At 30.4% G+C, this 23,216-nt stretch carries 22 protein-coding genes and 1 other annotated feature; of the genes, 3 read left to right on the top strand and 19 right to left on the bottom strand.

Translation table 11 applies throughout. The annotated features are described in order from the left end of the window. Positions 1 to 52: 52 nt before the first annotated feature. Positions 53 to 793 carry a polysaccharide deacetylase family protein gene (locus V7Q02_RS02725; protein ID WP_333859427.1) on the top strand — a complete coding sequence of 247 codons (741 nt, stop codon included), beginning with the start codon at positions 53 to 55 and terminating at the stop codon, positions 791 to 793. A 248-nt stretch (positions 794 to 1,041) separates the two neighbouring features. After that, positions 1,042 to 1,362, top strand: coding sequence for a hypothetical protein (locus V7Q02_RS02720; protein ID WP_333859426.1), 321 nt, complete (start codon positions 1,042 to 1,044; stop codon positions 1,360 to 1,362). A gap of 117 nt (positions 1,363 to 1,479) precedes the next feature. Here V7Q02_RS02720 and V7Q02_RS02715 read toward each other — a convergent pair whose 3' ends face one another. The 9 genes from V7Q02_RS02715 to V7Q02_RS02675 form a co-directional block, all read right to left on the bottom strand. Further along, on the bottom strand, positions 1,480 to 3,387 hold the full coding sequence (locus V7Q02_RS02715) for an EAL domain-containing protein (protein ID WP_333859425.1): 1,908 nt from the start codon (positions 3,385 to 3,387) through the stop codon (positions 1,480 to 1,482). Between the two features lie 177 nt (positions 3,388 to 3,564). Beyond that, the gene (gene rpsA / locus V7Q02_RS02710; protein ID WP_333859424.1) at positions 3,565 to 4,500 is read right to left on the bottom strand and encodes a 30S ribosomal protein S1; all 936 of its coding nucleotides are present in this window, start codon (positions 4,498 to 4,500) and stop codon (positions 3,565 to 3,567) included. 267 nt (positions 4,501 to 4,767) lie between these two features. After that, positions 4,768 to 5,727 (bottom strand): P1 family peptidase, encoded by a 960-nt coding sequence (locus tag V7Q02_RS02705; protein WP_333859423.1) that lies wholly within the window; start codon positions 5,725 to 5,727, stop codon positions 4,768 to 4,770. An 87-nt stretch (positions 5,728 to 5,814) separates the two neighbouring features. Further along, positions 5,815 to 6,408, bottom strand: coding sequence for an ECF transporter S component (locus V7Q02_RS02700; protein ID WP_333859422.1), 594 nt, complete (start codon positions 6,406 to 6,408; stop codon positions 5,815 to 5,817). Between the two features lie 304 nt (positions 6,409 to 6,712). Beyond that, entirely contained in the window at positions 6,713 to 8,230 is a 1,518-nt protein-coding gene (locus V7Q02_RS02695; RefSeq protein ID WP_333859421.1) for a hypothetical protein, read from the bottom strand. A gap of 258 nt (positions 8,231 to 8,488) precedes the next feature. Further along, positions 8,489 to 9,004: a tryptophan transporter gene (locus tag V7Q02_RS02690; RefSeq protein ID WP_333859420.1), complete on the bottom strand. Its 516-nt coding sequence runs from the start codon at positions 9,002 to 9,004 to the stop codon at positions 8,489 to 8,491. Between the two features lie 147 nt (positions 9,005 to 9,151). Next, positions 9,152 to 9,398 (bottom strand) — a binding site (T-box leader). A 75-nt stretch (positions 9,399 to 9,473) separates the two neighbouring features. Then, complete coding sequence (locus V7Q02_RS02685) at positions 9,474 to 9,908, bottom strand: CBS domain-containing protein (RefSeq protein ID WP_333859419.1); 435 nt, start codon at positions 9,906 to 9,908, stop codon at positions 9,474 to 9,476. Between the two features lie 181 nt (positions 9,909 to 10,089). Beyond that, positions 10,090 to 10,269, bottom strand: a complete 180-nt coding sequence (locus V7Q02_RS02680) for a hypothetical protein (RefSeq protein WP_333859417.1) — start codon at positions 10,267 to 10,269, stop codon at positions 10,090 to 10,092. Between the two features lie 435 nt (positions 10,270 to 10,704). Further along, on the bottom strand, positions 10,705 to 11,100 hold the full coding sequence (locus V7Q02_RS02675) for an HNH endonuclease (protein WP_333859416.1): 396 nt from the start codon (positions 11,098 to 11,100) through the stop codon (positions 10,705 to 10,707). Positions 11,101 to 11,452: 352 nt separating this feature from the next. Between V7Q02_RS02675 and cls the strand changes: the two genes are divergently transcribed. Continuing rightward, a complete protein-coding gene (gene cls / locus V7Q02_RS02670; RefSeq protein ID WP_333859415.1) occupies positions 11,453 to 12,883 on the top strand; it encodes a cardiolipin synthase in 1,431 nt (476 codons plus the stop codon). 76 nt (positions 12,884 to 12,959) lie between these two features. Here the strand turns inward: cls and V7Q02_RS02665 are convergent, their stop codons facing one another. The 10 genes from V7Q02_RS02665 to aroE form a co-directional block, all read right to left on the bottom strand. Then, on the bottom strand, positions 12,960 to 14,960 hold the full coding sequence (locus tag V7Q02_RS02665) for a fructose-1,6-bisphosphatase (protein ID WP_333859414.1): 2,001 nt from the start codon (positions 14,958 to 14,960) through the stop codon (positions 12,960 to 12,962). A gap of 141 nt (positions 14,961 to 15,101) precedes the next feature. After that, entirely contained in the window at positions 15,102 to 16,628 is a 1,527-nt protein-coding gene (locus tag V7Q02_RS02660; RefSeq protein WP_333859413.1) for a phosphomannomutase/phosphoglucomutase, read from the bottom strand. 103 nt (positions 16,629 to 16,731) lie between these two features. Then, positions 16,732 to 16,965, bottom strand: coding sequence for a heavy-metal-associated domain-containing protein (locus V7Q02_RS02655; RefSeq protein WP_333859412.1), 234 nt, complete (start codon positions 16,963 to 16,965; stop codon positions 16,732 to 16,734). A 69-nt stretch (positions 16,966 to 17,034) separates the two neighbouring features. After that, positions 17,035 to 19,275 (bottom strand): heavy metal translocating P-type ATPase, encoded by a 2,241-nt coding sequence (locus V7Q02_RS02650; protein ID WP_333859411.1) that lies wholly within the window; start codon positions 19,273 to 19,275, stop codon positions 17,035 to 17,037. A 12-nt stretch (positions 19,276 to 19,287) separates the two neighbouring features. Next, entirely contained in the window at positions 19,288 to 19,560 is a 273-nt protein-coding gene (locus V7Q02_RS02645) for a metal-sensing transcriptional repressor (protein ID WP_333859410.1), read from the bottom strand. A 149-nt stretch (positions 19,561 to 19,709) separates the two neighbouring features. Then, entirely contained in the window at positions 19,710 to 20,468 is a 759-nt protein-coding gene (locus tag V7Q02_RS02640) for a YncE family protein (protein ID WP_333859409.1), read from the bottom strand. 88 nt (positions 20,469 to 20,556) lie between these two features. Next, positions 20,557 to 21,219, bottom strand: a complete 663-nt coding sequence (locus V7Q02_RS02635; RefSeq protein ID WP_333859408.1) for a L,D-transpeptidase family protein — start codon at positions 21,217 to 21,219, stop codon at positions 20,557 to 20,559. 29 nt (positions 21,220 to 21,248) lie between these two features. After that, positions 21,249 to 21,680: a hypothetical protein gene (locus tag V7Q02_RS02630; protein WP_333859407.1), complete on the bottom strand. Its 432-nt coding sequence runs from the start codon at positions 21,678 to 21,680 to the stop codon at positions 21,249 to 21,251. Positions 21,681 to 21,826: 146 nt separating this feature from the next. Beyond that, positions 21,827 to 22,336 carry a shikimate kinase gene (locus tag V7Q02_RS02625; protein ID WP_333859453.1) on the bottom strand — a complete coding sequence of 170 codons (510 nt, stop codon included), beginning with the start codon at positions 22,334 to 22,336 and terminating at the stop codon, positions 21,827 to 21,829. A gap of 51 nt (positions 22,337 to 22,387) precedes the next feature. Beyond that, positions 22,388 to 23,197 carry a shikimate dehydrogenase gene (gene aroE / locus V7Q02_RS02620; protein ID WP_333859406.1) on the bottom strand — a complete coding sequence of 270 codons (810 nt, stop codon included), beginning with the start codon at positions 23,195 to 23,197 and terminating at the stop codon, positions 22,388 to 22,390. Positions 23,198 to 23,216 lie beyond the last annotated feature (19 nt).

Raw genomic sequence — 23,216 nt, 5'->3', positions numbered from 1 at the left:
AAAGCAAATACTAATAGGGACGAAATCCTAAAAGCAAAGGAGATATGTTTAAATGAAAATTAAACATTTTTTATTAACTACAATATTTATTTTATACATGGTAATGTATTATACTTCTCCTGTAGGAGCTGTTTCAAAAGGTTTATTATCTTCAGAAGATATAAACACTACCCCCCAAGGTAAAGTAATATATCTCACTTTTGATGACGGCCCCAGCAGTACAGTTACAGGTGAAATATTGGATATTTTAAAAGAACAAAATGTAAAAGCTTCTTTTTTTATAATAGGCTATAAAATTGAAGGCCGAGAAGATTTGTTAAAAAGGATGCACAATGAAGGCCACAGTGTAGGTCTGCATACATACACTCATAAATGTAATGTGATATATTCCAGTGAAAATTCTTTTTTAGAGGAAATGACAAAAACTGAAAATGAGGTAAAAAAATTTTTAGGATTTTCTCCTAAAATAATACGTTTTCCTACAGGAAGCAAAAATCATCTTACTACTTCTCTTCTAGAAAAACTGCACACTAATGAATATAAGATATATGATTGGAATCTTTCCTTGTCAGACGGTATAAACTACAGAACACCCGTTGATAAATTATATAATGAGGCCACAAAAAAATGCGTAAATCCAAACAAAATATTTCTACTGGCACATTGCGACGGTACCAATGAGAATACCTGCAAAGTACTTCCTAAAATCATAAAATACTACAAAGATTGTGGTTATGAATTTAAAGCAATTACGGAAAATACTCCAGAATACTATTTTAGAATATCAAAGTAAACAATATATTTCTGAAATCCAGATGGAATTTATCATAGATAAATTCCATCTGGCTATTTTATACCCTTTAATTAACAATAACTATCTGCCAATCTCCAATTTCCACTGCTGCTCTGTTCTTCTATAACAGTACATACTTCTACTTAACAAAATCTTTGAAAACTTAAAAATCATTTAAAGTTATACTTAGAGTGTATTGGATGCACCCATAAAAATGTTATAATAATGTGGTGAAAGGAGATGATAATATGACTTATGGAATTATTAAAGTAGAATATGAAAATTATAACTGTACTAAGGGTGATGCACATATTACAAAGGTTAGAGTATGTGAGGTACTGGGAGAAGAAGAATTCGGTACCAATTTCCAAGATCAACAGATAGATAAAGTCATAGAAAATATTAAAAAAGGTGATAAATACATAACATTGATAAGCACCGGCTATAAAACCTGGAAAAGTGGAGCAGAGATTATATTAAAAGAATTTATAACTACAAGTCCTAATGTTGATCGTGGAAGTGATTTGGGAAGTTTACCACTAATCCCCTATGACATATGGGAATTATAATAAATTTACATTCAAACTTTTTCACTCGTAATAAAGCCCCTCTATGTACTAAAAATAGAGGGGCTTTATACTTTTTAAAATCATTTGTAATATGAATACTTCTTTTCATTTTGAAAATCATATTGCAGATTGTTTTTTGAATAAGGTTTCTACATGTTCTGATGGCATAGGCTTTCCAAAGTAATATCCCTGAATCTTATTACAGTTTTTCCCCTGTAAAGATTGTATCTGCTCCTCTCCCTCCACACCTTCTGCTACTACTTCTAATTCCATCCTATGGGCAAGCTTTATTATTTCTTCTGTTATGATATCTTTATAAGAATCTTTACATATTCCATCTATAAAGGTTTTATCTATTTTAAGAGTATTTATTGGAATACTCTTTAAATAATTTAAGGAAGAATATCCACTTCCGAAATCATCTAACGCCACCCTTATACCCATACTTTTTAATTCATTTATCACTTTTAAATTTCCCTCAAGAGATTCCATCATAACACTTTCAGTTATCTCTATTTCTAGGTACCGTGATTCCAATTCAGTTTCTCCCAAAATTTTTTTTACCATATCTAAAAAGTTTTTATCCTTTAATTGTATAGGCGACACATTTATGGATATAAAATCGTAGGAATATCCCTTGCTTTTCCACATTTTATTTTGTATGCAAGCAGTTTTAAGAACCCATTCTCCTATAGGCACTATAAGCCCTGTTTCTTCAGCCAAACTTATAAAATCTAGTGGCATAACCCATCCAAACCTTGAATTTTTCCATCTGATTAACGCCTCAAAACTCACGGCTTTTCTGGTTTTTAAATCTACCTGTGGCTGATAGTACAAAATAAATTCATCATTTTGTATTGCCCTTCTTAATTCCTTTTCCATTTCAGCTTTCTTTAAGATTTCATCATACATAGACTTTTGAAATAATTTATAGGAATTCTTTCCTGATAATTTTGTTTTATTTAAAGCTATATCTGTATTTCTAATCAAAGTAGTAAATTTATCTCCATCTCTAGGATAAACTGTTATACCAATACTGACTGATATCAATATTTCATTTCCATCCAGGTTCCAAAGTCCACTTATGGTATTTAAAATATACTGGGCAGTATCATTTAAACTGTCTATATTTTCACATCTGTCCTTCAAAATCAAAAACTCATTTCCAGAAGATCTTGAAACTATTCCCATATCCAATGAATTTAAAGCATTACCTATTTCCCTTAGCAATTTATCCCCAAATTCGTATCCAAATATATCATTTACATTTTTAAAATTATCCAAATCTATTTGAAATATAGAAAACCCTTCATCAGGATTTTTTTTAATTCTATTTTCCACTTCCATACCAAAAAGATTCCAATTTGGTAATCCTGTCAGCTCATCATAATAAGCTATTTTTTCAATTTTGTCATACTGAAACTTCAATTCATTTTGAGCTATACTCAAACGTTTATATACATCTGAAAGTGTTCTATAACTTTGGTTTAACATTTTATTTTTGTCCAGATCCCTTATAAGTCTATCACCTATTTTACCTAATATCAGAGAAGAATTGTAAAAAAATTTAATAATTTTTTTTAATTTTTTCCATTCCATAATGGGTATTCCTTCTACATTTGTCACATATCTTTGTTTATACCCGTAACAATTCTCCTTGTTGGACCACATTCTAAAAGTTCTTCTATTACTTTTTTTTAAAAATACAGGACTTAACAATATAGTCCCAACATGTTTTTTTATCATAAATATAGGTATGCCTACATAAATTAATCCATTATTGCATTTATGGATTGCCACCTTTTTTCCCCTGTTAATTTGATTAAATATATTAAAATGGCAATCATCATCTTCTAAGCTATCAAACACATCATACTCTGAAACCATATTTATTGTTTCCCCTTTAGTATCTAAAATAACACAGGCTATTCCTGTCATATTATAGATACTTTCCATAAACTCCTTAAGTTCAGATACATTTAACATGTCTAAAACTCTATAATCCATATTAACACCAGCTTTCATCTATTACTACACTTTTTCCCTATTCAATAATACATATAAAACCATATATTTTACAACATTTTATTACATAATTATTCACTTATTATTTATCCATTCTAAATTTTTTATTCTAATATTTAAGCATTAATATTTATCATAGATTATATAATTAATTTGAAAAAGAAATTAAATTTCTTTTTAATTAAATTTTATATCTTTTAATTTATCTTTAAATAAATCTCCTAATGTAATTTTATCACTATCTTCATCTAAATATTCTTTAAAATTTGAAGAGAATTTATCCTCAGCTTCTTTTATACTCAATGATATTCTACTTGCTTTTTCATCTACATTTAGTATTTTTACTTTTACTTTATCTCCTACTTTTAAAATTTCTTCTGGTGCAGTAACATGTTCCTGTGATATCTGGGATATGTGCACCAGACCCTCAAGACCCGGTTCAATTTCTACAAAAGCACCTATACCTATAACTTTACTTACTACTCCCTCCACTATGTCATTTACTTTATATCTTTCACCTATATTCTCCCAAGGACTATTTAATACTCTCTTTACAGAAAGAGAAATTCTATTTCTATCTCTATCTAAATTTAATACATAAACATTCAATTTATCTCCTACAGATACTACTTCTGAAGGATTTTTTACTTTTTTCCATGATAATTCAGATATATGGGCAAGTCCTTCTACTCCCCCTAAATCTATAAAAACCCCAAAGTTTGTTATTCTGCTTACTCTTCCTTCTACCTTGTCTCCTTTTGATAGGGTATTCCATAATTCTTTTGACTTTTCTTCAAGTTCCAGTTTTTCTACTTCTTTACCTGATAATACAACTTTATTTTTAATTCTATCTAGCTGTATCAATTTCACCTTTAAAGTTTTACCAATAAATTCTTTAAGATCCTCCGTATACCTTATAGAAATATGAGAGGCAGGTATAAAAGCCCTAAGTCCATATAAATATGCTATAATTCCCCCTTTAACTACCTCTTTTACAACTACTTCTAAAACCTCTCCATTGTTAAACTTATTTTCAAGTTTACTCCATACAGACTCCATACCAGTTTCACTTACTATTTCATCTACTGAATTTGTCTGATCATTATTTGTCATAAAATCCCACTCCCTTTATATCTATATTAATGCACTTACAAGTTATATTTTATCATAAATATAGGGTTTCCTGTTTAAAACTTAACTTATATACACTTTTTATTCTTCATTAGAAATATTCGGTTATATAAACTCCTTTTTATCCGAAGGCTATCATTGCTAACACCCACATCTTCTTGAAAGTGGGGGATAAGCACTGCTACGCTGGATAAGTTCTTCTCCTAAAGGATAACGTATTCTAAATGCTAAATACACTAAGAACACTCATTAAATATCCTTGTAACTTTTATATCCCAATATGGATTCAGAATTTTTTACAGCATTTATAATGGCCATTTCCATAACTTGTGCAGATAAAAAACCTACTACACTTAGATCTGCTTCTACTTTTCCCGTAGCCATGGAAAAAATAGTATCTCCATCAAAGATAGAATGGGCAGGTCTCATAGTTCTAGCATATCCATTATGGGCCATAGAGGCAACTTTATTCATTTCTGATTTTGTAAATTTCCCGTTATTCACCACTACTCCAATAGTTGTATTTCTATTAAATAAATTTTTCTTTTCATAATAAGTTTCAAGCATTATACTTTCTGTATTTGCAAAGGATTTTTTATCCTCATTTAATGCTCCTGCTATTATCCGTCCAGTCTTACTATCTACCACATCTCCAAGACAGTTTACAGCTACCAAAGCTCCCACCTTTAAATCTCCTACTTGAACTGCAAAGGAACCAAGTCCCCCCTTCATGGAATATTCACCTCCTTTTATTTTACCCACAGTTGCTCCAGCTCCAGCTCCCACATTGCCATTTTCACATAAATTCAACTCAGAATTTACGCAAGCTTCATATCCCATAAGCTTATTGGGCCTTATAGTAAAATCTCCTACGGCAAGATCAAATAAGACAGCTCCGCAAACTATGGGTACTTTTGTAACTGTTACATCAAACCCTATATTTTTTTCCTCCAAATACTGCATCACGCCACCTGATGCATCTAATCCAAAAGCACTTCCACCGGATAGAATCACCGCATGAATTTTATCTACCAAGTTTACTGGATTCAAAAGATCTGTTTCTCTGGTGCCTGGAGAACCTCCCCTTACATCCACCCCTGCTGATGCTCCTTCTTCACATATAACCACAGTGCAGCCTGTAGGTCCATTTAAGTTTTGTGCATTTCCCACTTTAATTCCTTCTATGGTATTGAATAAAATATTTTTCATTTTTCCCTCCCAATATTAAAACCCTAAGCCTATCAGACTTAGGGGAACTTTTTAACCTTATTTTTTATTTAATCATAAACTATTTTACTAATTATGTCTAATCTTATTTACTGCAGTGATAACAGATATTGTAATAATCACAGATAGAATCATCTCTGGTATACCATTAGTAAAAGCTACTGCCAATATGCCATTTTTTGCAGCCCCTAAACTTATATGCAAAGCTTTTGCATAAGGCTCTAAATATATAAGGTATATCATTCCTAAAACTCCTACAGTGTTTACTAGGGAGCCAACTGCTGCAGCTATTCCCATAGGTATGATCTTTCTATTTTTGCTACTGATAGCCCTATATAAATAATAAGATACTAGTCCTATTAATATCCTTGGTAAAACTGATACCAATGGATTTATAAAAGCAAAAGAAACCGGTGTAGGTGCAGTTATAGATTGAATTATACTAAACACTCCAAAAATAAGGCCAACCATAGCTCCTACCAGAGGACCTTCTAAAATAGCTCCTATTATTACAGGAACATGCATTATAGTAGCTTTAACTGGTGGAATAGGTATAAATCCCAATCCAGTTAATCCAAGCATAATAGAAATTCCAGATAGCATACCAATTGTTGTAATCTGCTTAATATTAAACTTTAATCTTGTTCTTATTTGTCTCTCCATTAGTTTTCTCCGTTGTTATTCTATTTCAAGATACAACACGGAACCTCCTTTATAAATTTAGTTCAGTTTTTCTAGAAATACTGACAATTTTATTTTATCATGTAAAAAAAAAAGTTCAATATGTTAGTTAAAAAAAACACAATTTTTTTATATATAAATTCATAATTATCTATATCAACATTTCTACAGAGAAATGAAATCGTTATTATATCTAGATTAAAGCTTTATAAATCATTAGTACAATTAATATACTTGTATATTAATTAACAATTTTCCTTAATTACTTTAAATAATTCTATATTAGTCAATCTCTTTTTATAGGGAATCCTTCTCTGAAATAATCCCTAGGATACAATATTTCTATTACCTTCTTTTTACTTATTTTTCCATCTTTCATGAATACCTCTGGTATTCCTTTAAGACATACTCTTACATTTTTTTCCAAAAATATATCAAGTACATTTTTTATACATTCCACTACAGAATGATTTTTAGATCTTCTCATATATTTGTATATGTTTTGACCTGTTAACCAATCTTCCCCTCTATATTTTTCATCATAATTTATAACAGTACACTTTAATTTATTTTTGTCATTTCCAGATATGGAAGACATAAAAAATGTTTTAACCATTATATCATCAAGAGGCAAGCTATATCCTGCAAATATTATATGTTTTGCATTCTTCATAAGTAGCCCCATTTCCGTTTTCAGTTCCTCTAAAGCTGGCACATTTTTTTGCTTTGAAAGACTCTGTATTATAAGCGTCATATCATAAGGATAGGTTATCTGTCCACAATAAGGACATTCTATAGCACCTTTTTTATATTTATTTTCTTTATAGGTTCTATATCTCCAATTTTTTTGTAAATCCTGTAAAATAGAAGGTCCAAAAATTTCTGTGGATAACCTATCCCATCTCTCTTCAAAGGTGATTATAGATTTACCACATTCTGGGCAAATTCTAGAACCAAACATGCCATGTGGAAATAACACTTTACCTATCCTGGCTATTCTAGATGGATAACTATAGTTATTAATACTTCTACACTGAGACTCATCTGAAGTATACCATATTTCAGATTCATCTCCATCTAAATAATTTGAAGCTACTTTCGTACCAAAATCATCATATAATTGTAATTCCAAACCATCCCTAAGACATATAGGCTTTTTATTTTCTTCCTTATGTACATTAAATATATTCCAGAGTATTAAAGGGTCCCAATTAAATGATATTATGGCATAGGAGTAAAGATAAAATCTTCTAGTATCCCTTTTATATCCCCTGCTTTCAAAAGCTCTTGCTTCTTCAATCATAAGTTCTGTGAGAATTTTAGCAAATTCATAATAAGGTTCTATTTTTTCTCTGTCTACATATCCCGGAGTTTTTTGTACACTTAATCTTTCTAATTCTTCAATAAGCAAAATGAGGCATCGTTTTGCAGCCTTTACCCTTTCCACCCTTAAAAATTGTGTTCTGCCATTACAAAATGCGTTAAATCCCATATCATTTTCAATAAGTTGATCCAACATAGTAAAAAGATCATGCATATTAAATTTATTATTGGTACTTATTATGATATTGAGTGCCTTTAAATCATATATTCTAGAAAGCATTGAATCCTTTATTAGATCCTCTGTTACTAATTTTTTAAAAGCATCAGCCAATTTTTTATCTTTATCCTTTAAAAAAGAAAAATCATTGTTGTTGATATCTAAAATTAATTTTATCAACTCCTTTGTTGCATGAAGTCCCAAGTTCTGGGTAGCACCAGCTCCCCAAAGTATAACTGTTTCAGGCCAATATTTCTCAGGCATAATTGTATTCTCCTTCCATAGTAAAATCATTCTAAGGTTCAGTAAATTTTATACCTACTTTAATATATAATAGATATATTTTATATACATGTAAATATATAAATGAATAAATTAAGGCCGGGTGTTAAAATCTCACCCGACCATTAAGTCACAGTTACAAGCTATATTCCTCTAACTAAAGTTTATACAATTTTCAAATTAATACTCTATAAAATTAATACCAAAAAAGTTAACATCATCAGTAATATACTTTCATATCTATGCTTGTTTAATAGAACCTCTCTTTAAAGCTACATTTATAATATTAAATAAAATTGCACCTACTATAGTATTTACCACTGCTGCAGGTAAAACCACCGAGAAAAACATCACACTAAATCCAGCATCAAGTCCCATGGTAATTAAAATTACTGCCAAAAATGTAGATCCACTGACTATAGTTCCAAGAGCAGTAATTATTATAATATTTATTTGATTGTTCAATTTATCTCTAAATGGTTTGAAAAGTAAAAACATTACATTTATAGTTATTATTTTGTCTATTACATTTGCATATTGTCCACCTGGAAAAGTTGTAGTTGCTGCAGCCAAAATACCTGCTACAATACCTGCAGCAAGACAGGTTTTATACTCTCTATTAAATATGAGTATTACAAAAAGCATTGCCAGCGAAACATCTGGTTTCATTCCAAGTATAAGAGGCGGTGCGATCTGATGCAATACAGCACCTATAGCAAGCAATATAGAATTTATAATCATCCTTTTCAAATTCATAAATAACACTCCCTTAAATTATATTAAATACAATCTTCCTCAAATCAATATGATTATTTATATTATAACTACCACTATACTTTCATAACATGATGGCCACCTCCTATACAGTCCTTTCCAAACAAAATAAAAAATCCCCATCCTAAAAACTAGGACGGAGATATTACCCGCGGTACCACCTAAATTGTGTTTTTTAAAACACCTCTCTTTCAGGCACCAACATGCCCTATCCGTTGTAACGTACGGCTAACGTTAACCACTACTCTCTATAAATCATAGATTTCAATTCACTCCTCTTAGGCCCATTCACTACAAGTTGTAATATTGAGATCCCACCCTTCTCAACTCTCTAGAATCCAACAGCATAGCTACTATTCCTCGTCAAAGGATTTACTAATTAAATTATTAATATAGTATCACTTAAATAATATACTGTCAATAATTATTAATGACTAAATTCAAAAAATATTTATCTCATATTTAAAGTAAAATTACAATTTTTATCAAACAATTCCCTGTAACAATAGTTTATTATATCACTTCGTTTAATAATTCCTATAAAAACATCATTATCATCTATCACTGGTACAAAATTTTGATTAACAGCTAAAGATACCAAATCTTCCATATTAGAATTGATTCTAACAGGTTTATTATTCATATGTCTTGGAATTTCCTTTAATAATATTTTGCTTGTATTTTTAAAGTTAAACTCCTGGGTATCTTTTAATTTCCACAATAAATCCCCTTCTGTAAGAGTCCCTACATACTTTCCCTTATTATCAATAAGGGGAATGGCTGTATATCTGTATTTTTCCATCCTCTCAAGTGCTTGTCTCATAGATGAATTAGGAGTTTCACAGACTACATCCTCTTTAGGTGTGAGAAAAAATGCTATATTCATATATTTTCTACTCCTTAATATTACATAATTTATATATTTAAGGCTAAATGTTTTATTTAACCTGCCTCAACAAATAAAATATGTCCTCATGATTAAAAAATTATCCACTAAGTAAGCTTTAATTTCATAAACCAGACCAATTATTTACTTTAAACTGAAAATTTTAATTGATCCAGTCTTATTATCTGGAACATTCAGCCTCTACTTGAAGTAATTTTTTAAGTACATCTTCTATATTATCTTCCAACTCTTCATCAATGTTTAAACCATCTTCATTGACCGCCTCTATTGCAAGTTTTAAACCTTTCGTTATATTACTTATTTCCTCTAGTGTTAACAACATAAGTATATTCTCTTTCATGTTAATAACCCCCTTATCTAACTTAATCTTTTAGAAAGTAACCTGTATCTATTATCCCTTTTATAACATTTCGTAAAATTTAAGTTAATATAAAGTGCCTATTTAAGAGATAATTTTACCCAAAAGTTATAATTAGTTAATACCCATCTTCTTCAAAATGGAAGATACGCACTGTTACACCCCCCTGGATAAGTTTTTCCCCTAAAGGATAACATATTCTAAGTACTAAAAGTACCGAGAATACTGCTACTAAGACTCAGATGGAGAAAGTATTCCTCATAATAACTCACCTGGACTTAAGAATCACTTGATTAACAGTACTGATAATTATAGATTTTATAATAAATACTCCCTTTAAAAAGCATTATTTGCTATCTACATTTAATCATAACTTAATAATATAACAATTTATAAAATAAATTTTCAAAGAACTGTTTAAAAATTAGCTGTAAAATCATAATATTCTTCTATCATATATTCTGTGTATATTTTGTTACCCATAAGCCTATATACCACATCAATACTTTTATATCCTTCTTTATACAACTTATAGTCCTTAAAAAGTTTTTTTAATATTCTTTTGTTAATTTGGAGAAGGGTACTTAATTCATCCAACCTATAAAATTTCTTATACAGTAATTTTTCAAGTTGCTTTTGCATTTCTAGTTTATATTCCAGGTCTATTTTCTTATTTTTATGAGGTCCGTTCTTTCCTCTATGATGTTCTGAACAAAGATATTTAAAATTCAAAGGAAAATCTAATCCTCCTTGACTCCTATAAACTATATGATGTTTGTCTGCCGGTTTTCCACATATTTGGCATCTTAACAATTTTTCCCCTCCCAATTTATATTGGATTTTCATTATAATTTATATTATTATTATATCACAGCTTTTGCTCTATTACACTTATAAAAAATCATGAATTTTGTTTAAATTTTTATAAAAATTTATGTTTCTTTTACATTTTACGGTAATAGTTTTGCATTCATATTATATTACGAAGTTTATAATTATATTTTATTGGAACTACTATCAATTTTACATCAATAGTGTATATTATTAATTAGATGATACTACATTGAGTTTTTTAATACTATAAATACATAAAAAACAATTACATATTTTTTATTACAATATTTAAATTAAAATATCTTATTTTATAGAAAGAGGTGATAATAATATGAAGGATATCCTCTATTTCCTAATTGTAATAAATGCCATATTATCTGTAACAGTTATAATTTTAGAAAGAAAAAATCCAGAAAAAACAATTGCATGGTTATCAGTTTTCATAGTACTTCCTGTTGTGGGATTGATAGTGTATACATTTTTAGGACGCAATTGGAAAAAACATAAGCTCCATGAAGAAACAAATATAAATATAGAAGAATTAATATATGAAGTTATAAAAGATATAAAAGACAATACCTATACCCCTTTAATTGAACTTCTTTCTAAAAATAGTGAATCCCCGTTATTTGCAAATAATTCCATAAAAATATTTAAAAATGGAATAGAAAAATTTAAATGCCTGAAAGAAGAACTTTTAAAAGCACAACACCACATTCATATAGAATATTATATAATTAAAAATGATAACATAGGAAATGAAATAAAAGATATCCTAATAGAAAAATCTTTAAGTGGTGTAAGTGTAAGGCTCATTTTAGACAGAGTAGGATGTATACGATTAGGTAGAAAATATATAAACGACTTAAAAAATTCAGGAGTGGATGTAGTTCAATATTCCTATTTTTTAGCTCCAATTTTAAGGCATATAAACACACAGATAAATTATAGAAATCATAGAAAGACAGTAGTAATTGATGGTAAAGTAGGCTTTGTAGGAGGAATAAATATAGGTGATGAATATCTAGGTCACAGCAAATATGGTTATTGGCGTGATACACATATAATGGTAGAAGGCGATTTTGTATTTGGGCTGCAGGCAGTTTTTATAGATGATTTCGCCACCATAAAATCGGCCAATAAAGACTATTTTTTCTATGATGGAAACTTTGAGGAATTTTTTCCTGAAGTCTCCAGCAACACTACAGGCAATAAATTAATGCAACTTGTAAAAAGCGGACCTGACTCCCAATTTCCTGCTATCGAACAGGCAGTTTTAAAAATGATAAGTATGGCAAAAGATCATATTTACATAACTACACCTTATTTTGTGCCTACGGAAAGTATATTAAATGCACTAAAAGTTTCCTCCTTAAGCGGCGTGGATGTTCGCATTATATTCCCTGGCAGATTCGATCACATACTAGTATATTATGCTTCCCGAACTTATTTAGAAGATGTTCTTAAAAATGGAGTAAAAGTTTACTTTTATAATAAAGATAGTTTTATACATTCAAAAACTACCTCTATAGACGGTAAGGTATGTACCATCGGTACTGCCAATATGGACATAAGAAGCTATGAATTAAATTATGAAATAAATGCTATGATTTATGATGAAGAAACTACAGAAGAACTTGAAAATTTATTTTTTGAAGACATTCAAAACAGCAAAAGAATTACTCAGGAGTATTTTGATAACTTATCCCCTTTTATTAAATTTTTTGAGGCTTTTTGCAGAATATTCTCTTCACTATTATAATGAAAAAGTGGTAAAATTATTCTTTTCAGAAATAATGATTTTACCACTAAAATGTTAAATTATATTAATCACATCTTCATTCCAACTCATTGTTATCTTCTTTTATCAATCCTTTTCTATAGGCAATCAAAAGCTTTTCAAGATCTGCTACCTGTGCCCTGATTTTTGTACCTACATCTGTGTCCATCACCCGTTTTCTTCTAGCGGCATGTTCTAAAATTATAGTAGAAGATAATATATCCTTGTCCTCTTCTATGGCATTCTTTATGGCAGAAAAAGGTTCATGGGAAGTAAGCAGCAAACCATAGGAATTATATATTAGGGTATATCCCGCAATACCTGTTTCAGGCTGATATGCCTTACAAAATCCTCCATCTATTACAAGCAATCTTCCATTTGCCTTTATAGGACTTTCTCCTTCTTTTGTCTTTACAGGAATATGCCCATTTATAATATGTGAACTATCTGGAGATAGATTAAATTCTTTTAATATATTTCTACATACTTCTTCATTATCCCTATACTTATAGTAATAATTTTTTTGTTCATAATGTGAATCCTTTTCATTAATAAAATATCTTTCAAAAGTTGTCATTCTTATTTTTCCAAACACAGGAGAATCTTCTCCACACCACATATACCACATCATATCCATGCCATACTTTTTATTATAAGTATTATGTTTAAAGAAAAATGCATCTCTTGCTACACGATCATATCTATCAAGAAGCTCTTTCCCGCTGTAATTTATCTTTCCTATCTTAACTTCTTTAAGGCTTCCATCTTCATTTAATGGTATACATCCATGGTATAAAAGATTAGAATTGTAGACCAAATACATACTTCCCTTACTGTATAAAAATCTGATATGTCTTTGGAGCTTTTCACTATTTACAAAAGAATTAGTCAGTTTATCAATAATCTCTTCTTCCCTGGCAGTGAGTTTATAGGGATCATTCCAGTCTACTGTAGGAAAATTTATATCATTTAATTTGTAGGTATTCCCATATACATTTATTTCCCAATTTTCCACATCTATTTTATCCAGTAAAAGCCTGTCTTCCATTTTAAATTCAGGTCGTCTTTTTATTATTTGCCCCTCCAGCTTAAATTGCATTATAGCTATAGCTTTATGCATTTTTGCCAAAAGATACAGTTCATTTTTACTTATCTCTTTATCCAAGGTTTTAGGAATAAACCTTTCACAAGGATCATCCTGATAAAATTCTAAAGCAAAGGTTGCAAGAGGAAGTAAATTTATTCCATAACCATCCTCTATGGTTTTTAAATTAGCATATCTTAATGATATTCTCAATACATTAGCCATACAAGCTTCACATCCTGAAGCTGCTCCCATCCAAAGTACATCGTGATTTCCCCATTGTATATCTACAGAATGATGTTTCATAAGGGCATCCATTATAATTTCTGCTCCCGGTCCCCTGTCATATATATCTCCTATAATATGAAGCCTGTCTACAACAAGTCTTCTTATCACATTTGAAATAGCTATTATGATTTCAGGAGCCCTATCTATCTCTATTATTGTCTTTATTATTCCACTATAATAGGCTTGTTTATCTGATCTATCATCCTGCTTATTTAAAAGTTCTTCTATTATATACGAAAAATCTTTTGGAAAAGCCTTCCTGACTTTGGATCTGGTATATTTAGATGCCACATCCCTACATACTTCAATCAATTGATATAAAGTTATCCTGTACCAGTCTTCTAAATTTTCTTCTTTTTCTTTAATAATCTCTAGTTTTTTCTCTGGATAATATATAAGAGTGGCCAAGGCAGCCTTTTGTTCTTCTCTCAGAGAATCTCCAAATACATCATCTATCTTTCTTTTTATAACTCCTGATGCGTTCCTCAACATATGGGTAAAAGATTCATATTCCCCGTGAACATCACTTATAAAATGTTCTGTAGCCTTGGGTAGGTTTAATATAGCCTGAAGATTTATAATTTCCGTACTTGCACTAGATATTGTAGAGTATTCTTTAGATAATAGTCTGAGATATCTTAAATCCTTTTCTATTACATCTAAATTATTCTCATCATAGAAAATCATTCTTATTTTCTCCTTTTTATTTTTTATAAATAAGTGATATACTATAATATATTATAGTATATCACTATTAAGCTGTATAGTATACTATGTATAAATTAATATATCATATATTTACATAATAAAACATTTCCTTTGTTCAACTTAAAATTGCCCTGCTTCATCAATGCATTCTAAGCTCTTTATATCAAGCTGTTTATATTTTATTAAAAATGATTTTAATTTATCTATAACTATATTTGAAAAACCCGGTAAATCACCTTCAACATTTAAACACAGCACAGGTTCATGGAGAGATAACCTAAGTAAAAACCATCCATTACCACAATTTACCCTGACCCCCTCATAGTTTGGAAAAGCAATAGACCACCCTTTTACATTTCTTATATGTAATTTTAATTCCTCCAACATTTTATTTCCATAATCCCTAAAATTTTCATCTAAAATATCAAATCTGAATTCCAAACTTTCAAAAGGTATTTTCATATACTGTATTAAATCCTCTACACTTTTACCCTCTAAATTCAGTGTGGCCATTTTTATCAACACTTTTGCTATGAGATAAGCACCATCATCTAAAAAATAATTCTCTTTAAAGGCTGCATGACCTGATGTTTCTATTGCCAGATGACATTCTTCTTTTTCATTATTGAGCCTTATTCCCTCATTTATTACATTTCTATATCCTCTTTTAAATCTATGATGCTTTCCTCCAAGTTTATTGATAAATTCACTTAGTCCATCTGAAGTTAAAGAATCTGTTACTATAGTGGTGCATGGATACTTTTCTAGAACTATTGCAGAAGTTAATGCTACCAGTGAATTCCTGTTTATTTCTCTTCCCTTTTCATCCACAATAGCTGCCCTATCTACATCTGCATCAAATATTATACCAAGAACAGCTTTATTTTTTATAACCGCCTCTTTAATAGACTGCATAGCTTCTTTATTTTCTGGATTTGGAAGGTGATTTGGAAATCTGCCATCAGGAATAATAAATTGACTTCCCTGAATGTTTGCTCCTAAAGGTTCTAAAACTTTAGAAGCAAAAAATCCTCCTGTGCCATTTCCTGCATCTACAATAATTTTAAATCCTAAAAGAGGACTATTGTAATTCACTTTTGAATTTATACCTTTTCTGATTTCTTCAACCAATATACTGGAGTACTCATCAATAAAATTCCTCTTATAAATACTCCCTTTAGCATATATGCTATTATCATACTTATCTAAAGCCTTATCCAATATATATTTTATATCTTCTTTTTCACACCCTCCATCTTCAGTGAAAAACTTTAATCCATTATAATAATAAGGCAAATGGCTGCCTGTTATCATAACCGCACCATGACACTTAATACTTCCACTAACTGTAGTCATAAACATAGCAGGAGTTGTACAAAGCCCACAATCATATACCTCACATCCTAAATTTAAAATTTCCTCACAGATGCACTTTTTAAATTCAGGCCCGGATAATCTAGAATCCATTCCTATAGCAATTTTTACATTATTATTTTCCAAACCTTTTTTATTTTTAATCCACTTTATAAATCCTCTAGCTATAAGTCTCACTCTTTCCACAGTTAAACTGACTTCTTTCTCAGGATTTTCAATTGCAATTCCCCTTATATCAGTACCATTTTGTAATGTATATAATTTTTCCAACATATTCTCCCTCCCATATTTTAATTTCTTATATATTATATACCTAAAAAACATCTAAAAAAGTGAAGAAAAAATTTTCTCCACTTTATATAAGTTAAAATATAGTTTAGCTCTTTTCTATACTTTTCACTTCATAGCCTGCATCTTTCACAACTTTTTCTATATTGGAATCAGAAATTTCAGTAGAAGATTTTATTACAGCAGTATTGCTTTCTAAATTCACTTTAACATTTGAAACCCCCTCTATAGACTCCAAAGCTGACTTAACACGATTAACACAATGCTGACAACTCATTCCCTCTACATGTATTGTTTTTTTTATTTTTCCTTTAAACAACATAATTAACACACTCCTTTTATTTTAAATTGGCTTAAAACAATCTAGCAATCACTGATAAAATTCAATCCATCATACACTGGGTCTGAACCTTTTTAACCTAAGTGCATTTAAAAGAACTGATACTGAACTGAAACTCATTGCAAGAGCTGCCAGCATGGGATTTAAAAGGGGTCCTCCAAATATAAAAAGCACTCCCATAGCCACTGGTATACCAAGTGAATTATATCCAAAAGCCCAAAAAAGATTTTCTTTTATATTTTTTATTGTCTTCCTGCTCAAATCTATTGCAGTAACCACATCCATAAGATCACTTTTCATAAGTACGATATCTGCAGACTCCATAGCAACATCTGTTCCAGAGCCTATTGCAATTCCCACATCTGCCTGTGCCAAAGCTGGTGCATCGTTTATTCCATCTCCCACCATGGCAACCTTTTTATTTTCCCCTTGAAGCTTTTTTATTTCATCTGCTTTATCCTGTGGAAGGACTTCTGCAAGCACTCTATGAATCCCCACTTGAGATGCTATAGCCCCAGCTGTATTTTTATTATCCCCTGTTATCATAGCCACTTCTATTCCCAGCGAATTTAGTCTTTCTATAGCTTTTTTACTGCTTTCCTTAACCGTATCTGCCACAGCTATTATGCCTGTCAATTTATCCTGAATTGCTATATACATAGGGGTTTTACCTTCGTTGGAAAGTGTATGTGATATACCCTTCATATTTTGCATGGAAACATTTTTTTCAGTCATCAATTTTTCATTTCCTAAAAGTACTTTATTGTCTTTTATGAAAACTTCAATACCCTGTCCCGGTATAGCTATAAAGGAATCTATTTTTAAAAACTGAATATCCCTGTTTTGGGCTTCCCGTACAATAGCCTCTCCCAGGGGATGTTCTGAAGATTTCTCTGCAGATGCAGCTATTTGAAGCAAATAATTTTCTTCTATTTCCCCAAATGTTACCATATCCGTAACTTTGGGTTTTCCTTCAGTTATAGTACCTGTTTTATCAAAAACTATAGTTTGTATCTTATGGGAAATCTCCAGAGCCGCTCCACTTTTTATAAGCACGCCATACTCTGCCCCCTTCCCCGTGCCTACCATTATAGCCGTAGGTGTAGCCAAACCCAATGCACAAGGACAAGCTATTACAAGTACAGATATAAATATGGTTACTGAAAATACCATGGATTCACCAGATATATACCATGCCACCGAAGCTATTAGAGCAAGCACTATAACTACAGGTACAAAATACCCAGCTATTATATCTGCCATTTTTGCTATAGGAGCTTTTGACCCCTGAGCTTCTTCAACTAATTTTATTATACGTGAAAGTACAGTATCTTTCCCCACCTTAGTAGCTTTATATCTTATAGAACCATTTTTATTTATGGTAGCACCTATAATTCTGCTGCCAACAGTCTTTTCAACAGGTATACTTTCTCCTGTAATCATAGATTCATCCACAGAAGTAAGACCTTCTACAACTTCTCCGTCTACTGGAATTTTTTCCCCAGGTTTTACTATAACTACATCTCCTACTTCCACTTCATCAATTGCAATTTCAATTTGTTTGCCATTTTTTATTATATTGGCAGTTTTAGGAGTAAGACTCATAAGTTTTTTTATAGCCTCAGACGTCTTTCCCTTAGCTATACTTTCAAAATATTTGCCTAGAGTTATAAGGGTAAGTATTACTCCTGCAGATTCAAAATATAAATGATAATGATTATCATTCAAAAACATACCTACTACAGAAGATAAACTATACAAAAATGCAGCAGAGGTTCCTATGGCTATAAGAGAATCCATATTAGGATTCCTTCTAAATAAGGATTTAAAACCTATTATAAAATAACTTCTCCCTATTATTATTACAGGAAGTACCAAAAACAGTTGAACCATTGCAAATATTTTTTGATGCACCATAGGATTCTTAATAGATGGAAGCATTATATTTAGCTGCTGGGCTATCATAGGTCCCATAGCCACAATAAGCAATGGAACTGTAAATATAGCAGATACTATAAATCGCTGTTTTAATTTCCGAATTTCTTTTTGTTTGCTCTCATCTTGGATATCCAAAGCTTCAATTTCACCTAATGCTTTATAACCAGCCTTTTCTACGGCAGTTTTTATTTCTGAAAGTGTAGTTTTGGATTGATCAAAACTTACAGTTAACTTTTCAGTAGCAAAATTAACCCCTGCACTTTCAACTCCATCCACTTTTTTTACTGCCTTTTCTACTGTCCTTACACAAGCAGCACAACTCATTCCCTCTATCTTTAATATTTCATCCTTCAATTATTCCCTCTCCTATCCATTTTTATCCAATATTTTTCCTAATAGACTTACCACTTCTTCTACTTTTTCTTCTCCTGCATTTTGTAGAAAAGCTTCTTTTACACAGTGGTTTAAGTGCTGTTTTAATATAAGTAAATTAGCTTTCTTTAAAAGTGCCTGAGCTGCTATTATTTGATTGGATATATCAATACAATACCTTCCATTTTCTATCATTTTCATTATGCCTTCAATCTGGCCTTTTGAAGTCTTTAATGCTTGAAATGCTTTCTTTTTTTCTTCATTCATATTTACCTCCCCCCACCCTCGTGGGGTGATATTTTTTAAAAATATAAAATTTAAACATTTAATACCATGTTTAAATTTTATTATATGTTCATTATAAACCCTACAAAAAATTTTTCATAGCATATTTTAAAAATTATTCAGAAAAATAACTAATTACAAATACCTGTAGGATTGTTATTCAGACTTACCTTCTGAATATCTTCCGTACGGGGATTTACAAGTGCCACAGCTTTTTCCTTATTTAAAGTTACCATCACATTTCCATTCTCTTTATTTATTGAAATATCTGTAGGATATCTTCCTACTCTTATTTTTTTTATACTTTTAAAAATTGTCATATCCAATATGCTTATAGTATCTTCTCCTGTATTTGCCACATAACAGTAGTTACCATCTTTTGAAATACAAATTCCCCGTGGTTCCCTTCCTACTGATATAGACTGAAGTACTGTATAATTTTTACCATCAATTAAAGACAAGTCATTACTTTCAGTATTGCTTACCATTATATATTTTTTGTCAGAAGTAAACACAATTCTGTATGGATGCTTTCCAACCTGCACTTTTCTTATAAGTTTATTATCTTTAATATTATAGAATAGAACATAGCCTTTATCATCTTCATCTTTAGAATTTAGTACAACTACCAGCAGTGTATTTCCATCTGCTGAAAGCTTTATATCCTGCGGAAAACCTTCTACTTTAATTTCATTGGCAATTTCATTGGTAACAGAATCCATCTTGTAAATAGTATCCTTCCCTCCTATTACAAAATAATAACTTCTAGAATCATTCGCATCTTTGGCCAGTGATCTGGTTCTATACTCCATAGCTATAAATGCCCCGCTGAAAAATAGTATAAATAAAACCAATATAAATAAGACTCTATGTAATTTACGCTTTGGCATAGGCACCATCCTTTTTAAATATTCTTATTTTTTATTTTGTGCCTTTTTTACCATATATATTCTTATTTTTTACCTATAAACAAAAAATTTACTGATATATTTCAACAGGAGTTTTGATAAATAGATACTTCTTTAATACATCTATAGTCTCATCCGATACAGCAATACATCCATAAGTCCAATCACTTCCTGTACCTCCGCCATGTATTCCTACAGCTCCACCAAGAGGAGTATTCCAGGGGGGCTGCTCCCTATTTTCTATTGCTTTTTCAATTTTTTGAAATGTATTTTTGTCTATGACACCTTCATCCAGGGCCAGCTTTGCATCTTCAGAATTAGGGTAACTTATCCCTAAAAAATGCCTATACTTAGTTTCAGAATTTATATAACATATGTAATAATTCCCTTCAGGAGTTTTATTATCTCCCTCCCTTTGTTTCTTTCCCTTCGGAACTCTTCCAAGCGCTATTTTAAATCTGCCTATTAACTCATTATCCCCGTAAACTTCCATCATTCTTCTTTCTTTATATATTTTCACAAAAGTTTCAGAGGGTAATTTTTCAGGTTCTTTAAAGAACTCTTCTTCTTTTTCATTTTTTACTACTTTTTCTTTTAAACCAATGTTTTTTATATTATCTTTATTATTGCTTTGTTTAATGTATCCTTTTACAGATACTAGGGCTGTGATTAATATTAAAATTATACCTAAAGTCAAAAATATAAGAGGAAAAAATTTGTTTTTACTTTTCATAGAATCACTTCACTTTTATTTATATTTTATCATTCTGTTCCAATTAATGTTTTAAACCATTTTATTACACTTTCATTTTTTTGTTTTGCTTTCTCATACTGCTCATATTTCTTATCATAACTCTTCACTCTTTCATTATATTCTTTTGTCTTTTTATTGTACTCATTTAGTTTACTGTTATATTCCACAACTAAATTATTCCATTCATCTCCTCCCTCCAATTTTATACTATTCATTTTATCCTTTAAATTCCTCAATTCTTCACCTTCCTTTTTAATAGTATCCCCCAAATAAGTTATTTCCTTTTTTTCCTGTTCAAGGCTCATTTGCATATCCCCTATTGTGTCTGATGTTAAATTTGAATCTTTCAGCCTGAGATCCACAAGAGCCGCTATAGATGTAATAAATAATATGACAATTATAACTACTATCTCAGTTAATATAGCCTTTAATCTTTCCATAAATATCCTCTCCTAGCTTAAACCCTTAATTGACGAAATATTTTATACTCTCTATAAGAATATTATATATTATCATATTACTCTTTTTATAAAAATTATGATAAAAAGCCAACAACAAAATTTATCGTCATTAGCTTTCTACCTATTTAAATACAATTTTTATAAATTTCTACTATATCATCTACAACTTTTTCAATGGTGTATATATTATCTACTGAAAAATCACAAGAATTATTATATATTGCATATCTCTCTTTAAAAAGTTTTTCTATTTCCCCAGTACCATTTTTTAAGAGAGGTCTGGTAGATATATCTACATCACTTACTATATTCTCCAAAGGTCTATCTATAAAAAATACAATTCCATTTTTCTTAAGATTTACAATATTTATCTGTTTCTTTATCACTCCCCCTCCTGTAGATATTACCACGGATTCCCTGGCACTTACTTCTTTTACCGCTTCTGATTCTATACTCCTAAAATGTTCTTCTCCTCTTTGAAAAATTTCTGGAATAGTACATCCTACCTTATCTACTATATAATCATCCAAATCCACAAATTCTTTGTTTAACTTAACTGATATCATCTTTCCAATTGTAGTTTTTCCACAACCTGGCATACCTATAACAACTATATTTTTAACCTGCCTTTTCACCATAAGCTCCTCCTCAATTTAAAATCATAATAATATTTTCAATTTTCTGACTTATTGTTGCATATTTAATAATTTATAATATATTTCATCTAAAGTTTTCAAAGATATCTCTCTACGCTGCCAAATCTGTTGGGCAGCCACTGCCTGAGCTACTAACATATATAATCCATTGGCTGTCTTCAAGCCTAATTTTTTTCCTATTTTTAAAAACATAGTTTCCTGAGGATTGTAAACTAAATCCACAGCCGTATCAAATTTACCTAATACTTTACTATCTATAGCACAAGTATCTATTTGGGGATACATTCCACAGGGAGTGGAATTTATTATAATATTTCCACCCTTCATATGGTACAGCTTTTCATAGGAAATAACTTCAACTTCTTCTTTAGGCACATTTTCAGGTTTTCTGCTCACATATATGACAGATTTTGCACCCTCATCAATACTGTATTTCAGTACGGCCTTGGAGGCTCCTCCTGTTCCAAGTATTATTACATTTTTATTAAGCATATCTATTCCATATCTTTTTAAGGTCATTCCAAATCCATAATAATCTGTATTGTACGCTTTTAACTTATTATCTGAAAAATGTATAGTATTTATGGATCCTATATTTAGTGCTTCTTCAGATACATAGTCCATATATTGCATAATCTTGATTTTGTAAGGTATAGTCACATTTACACCTCTACATCCCAAGATTTTTAGTGCACCAATTGCTTTTTCTAAATTCTGTGATTCAATTTCAAATAAATTATATTTTCCCTGTAAGTTCATCTTACTTAAAATCATGTCATGTATCACTGGAGAAAAGCTGTGCCCTAACTTGGCACCTATAAGCCCATAAAAATTACTCATATTATATACCCCCTGATTT

Origin of the sequence: Clostridium sp. (assembly GCF_036781005.1) — a bacterium.
Classification (GTDB): Bacteria; Bacillota; Clostridia; order Clostridiales; family Clostridiaceae; genus Clostridium_B.
The sequence above is the reverse complement of the archived record's forward strand: the minus strand, read 5'-3'. Positions and strand labels throughout refer to the sequence as shown.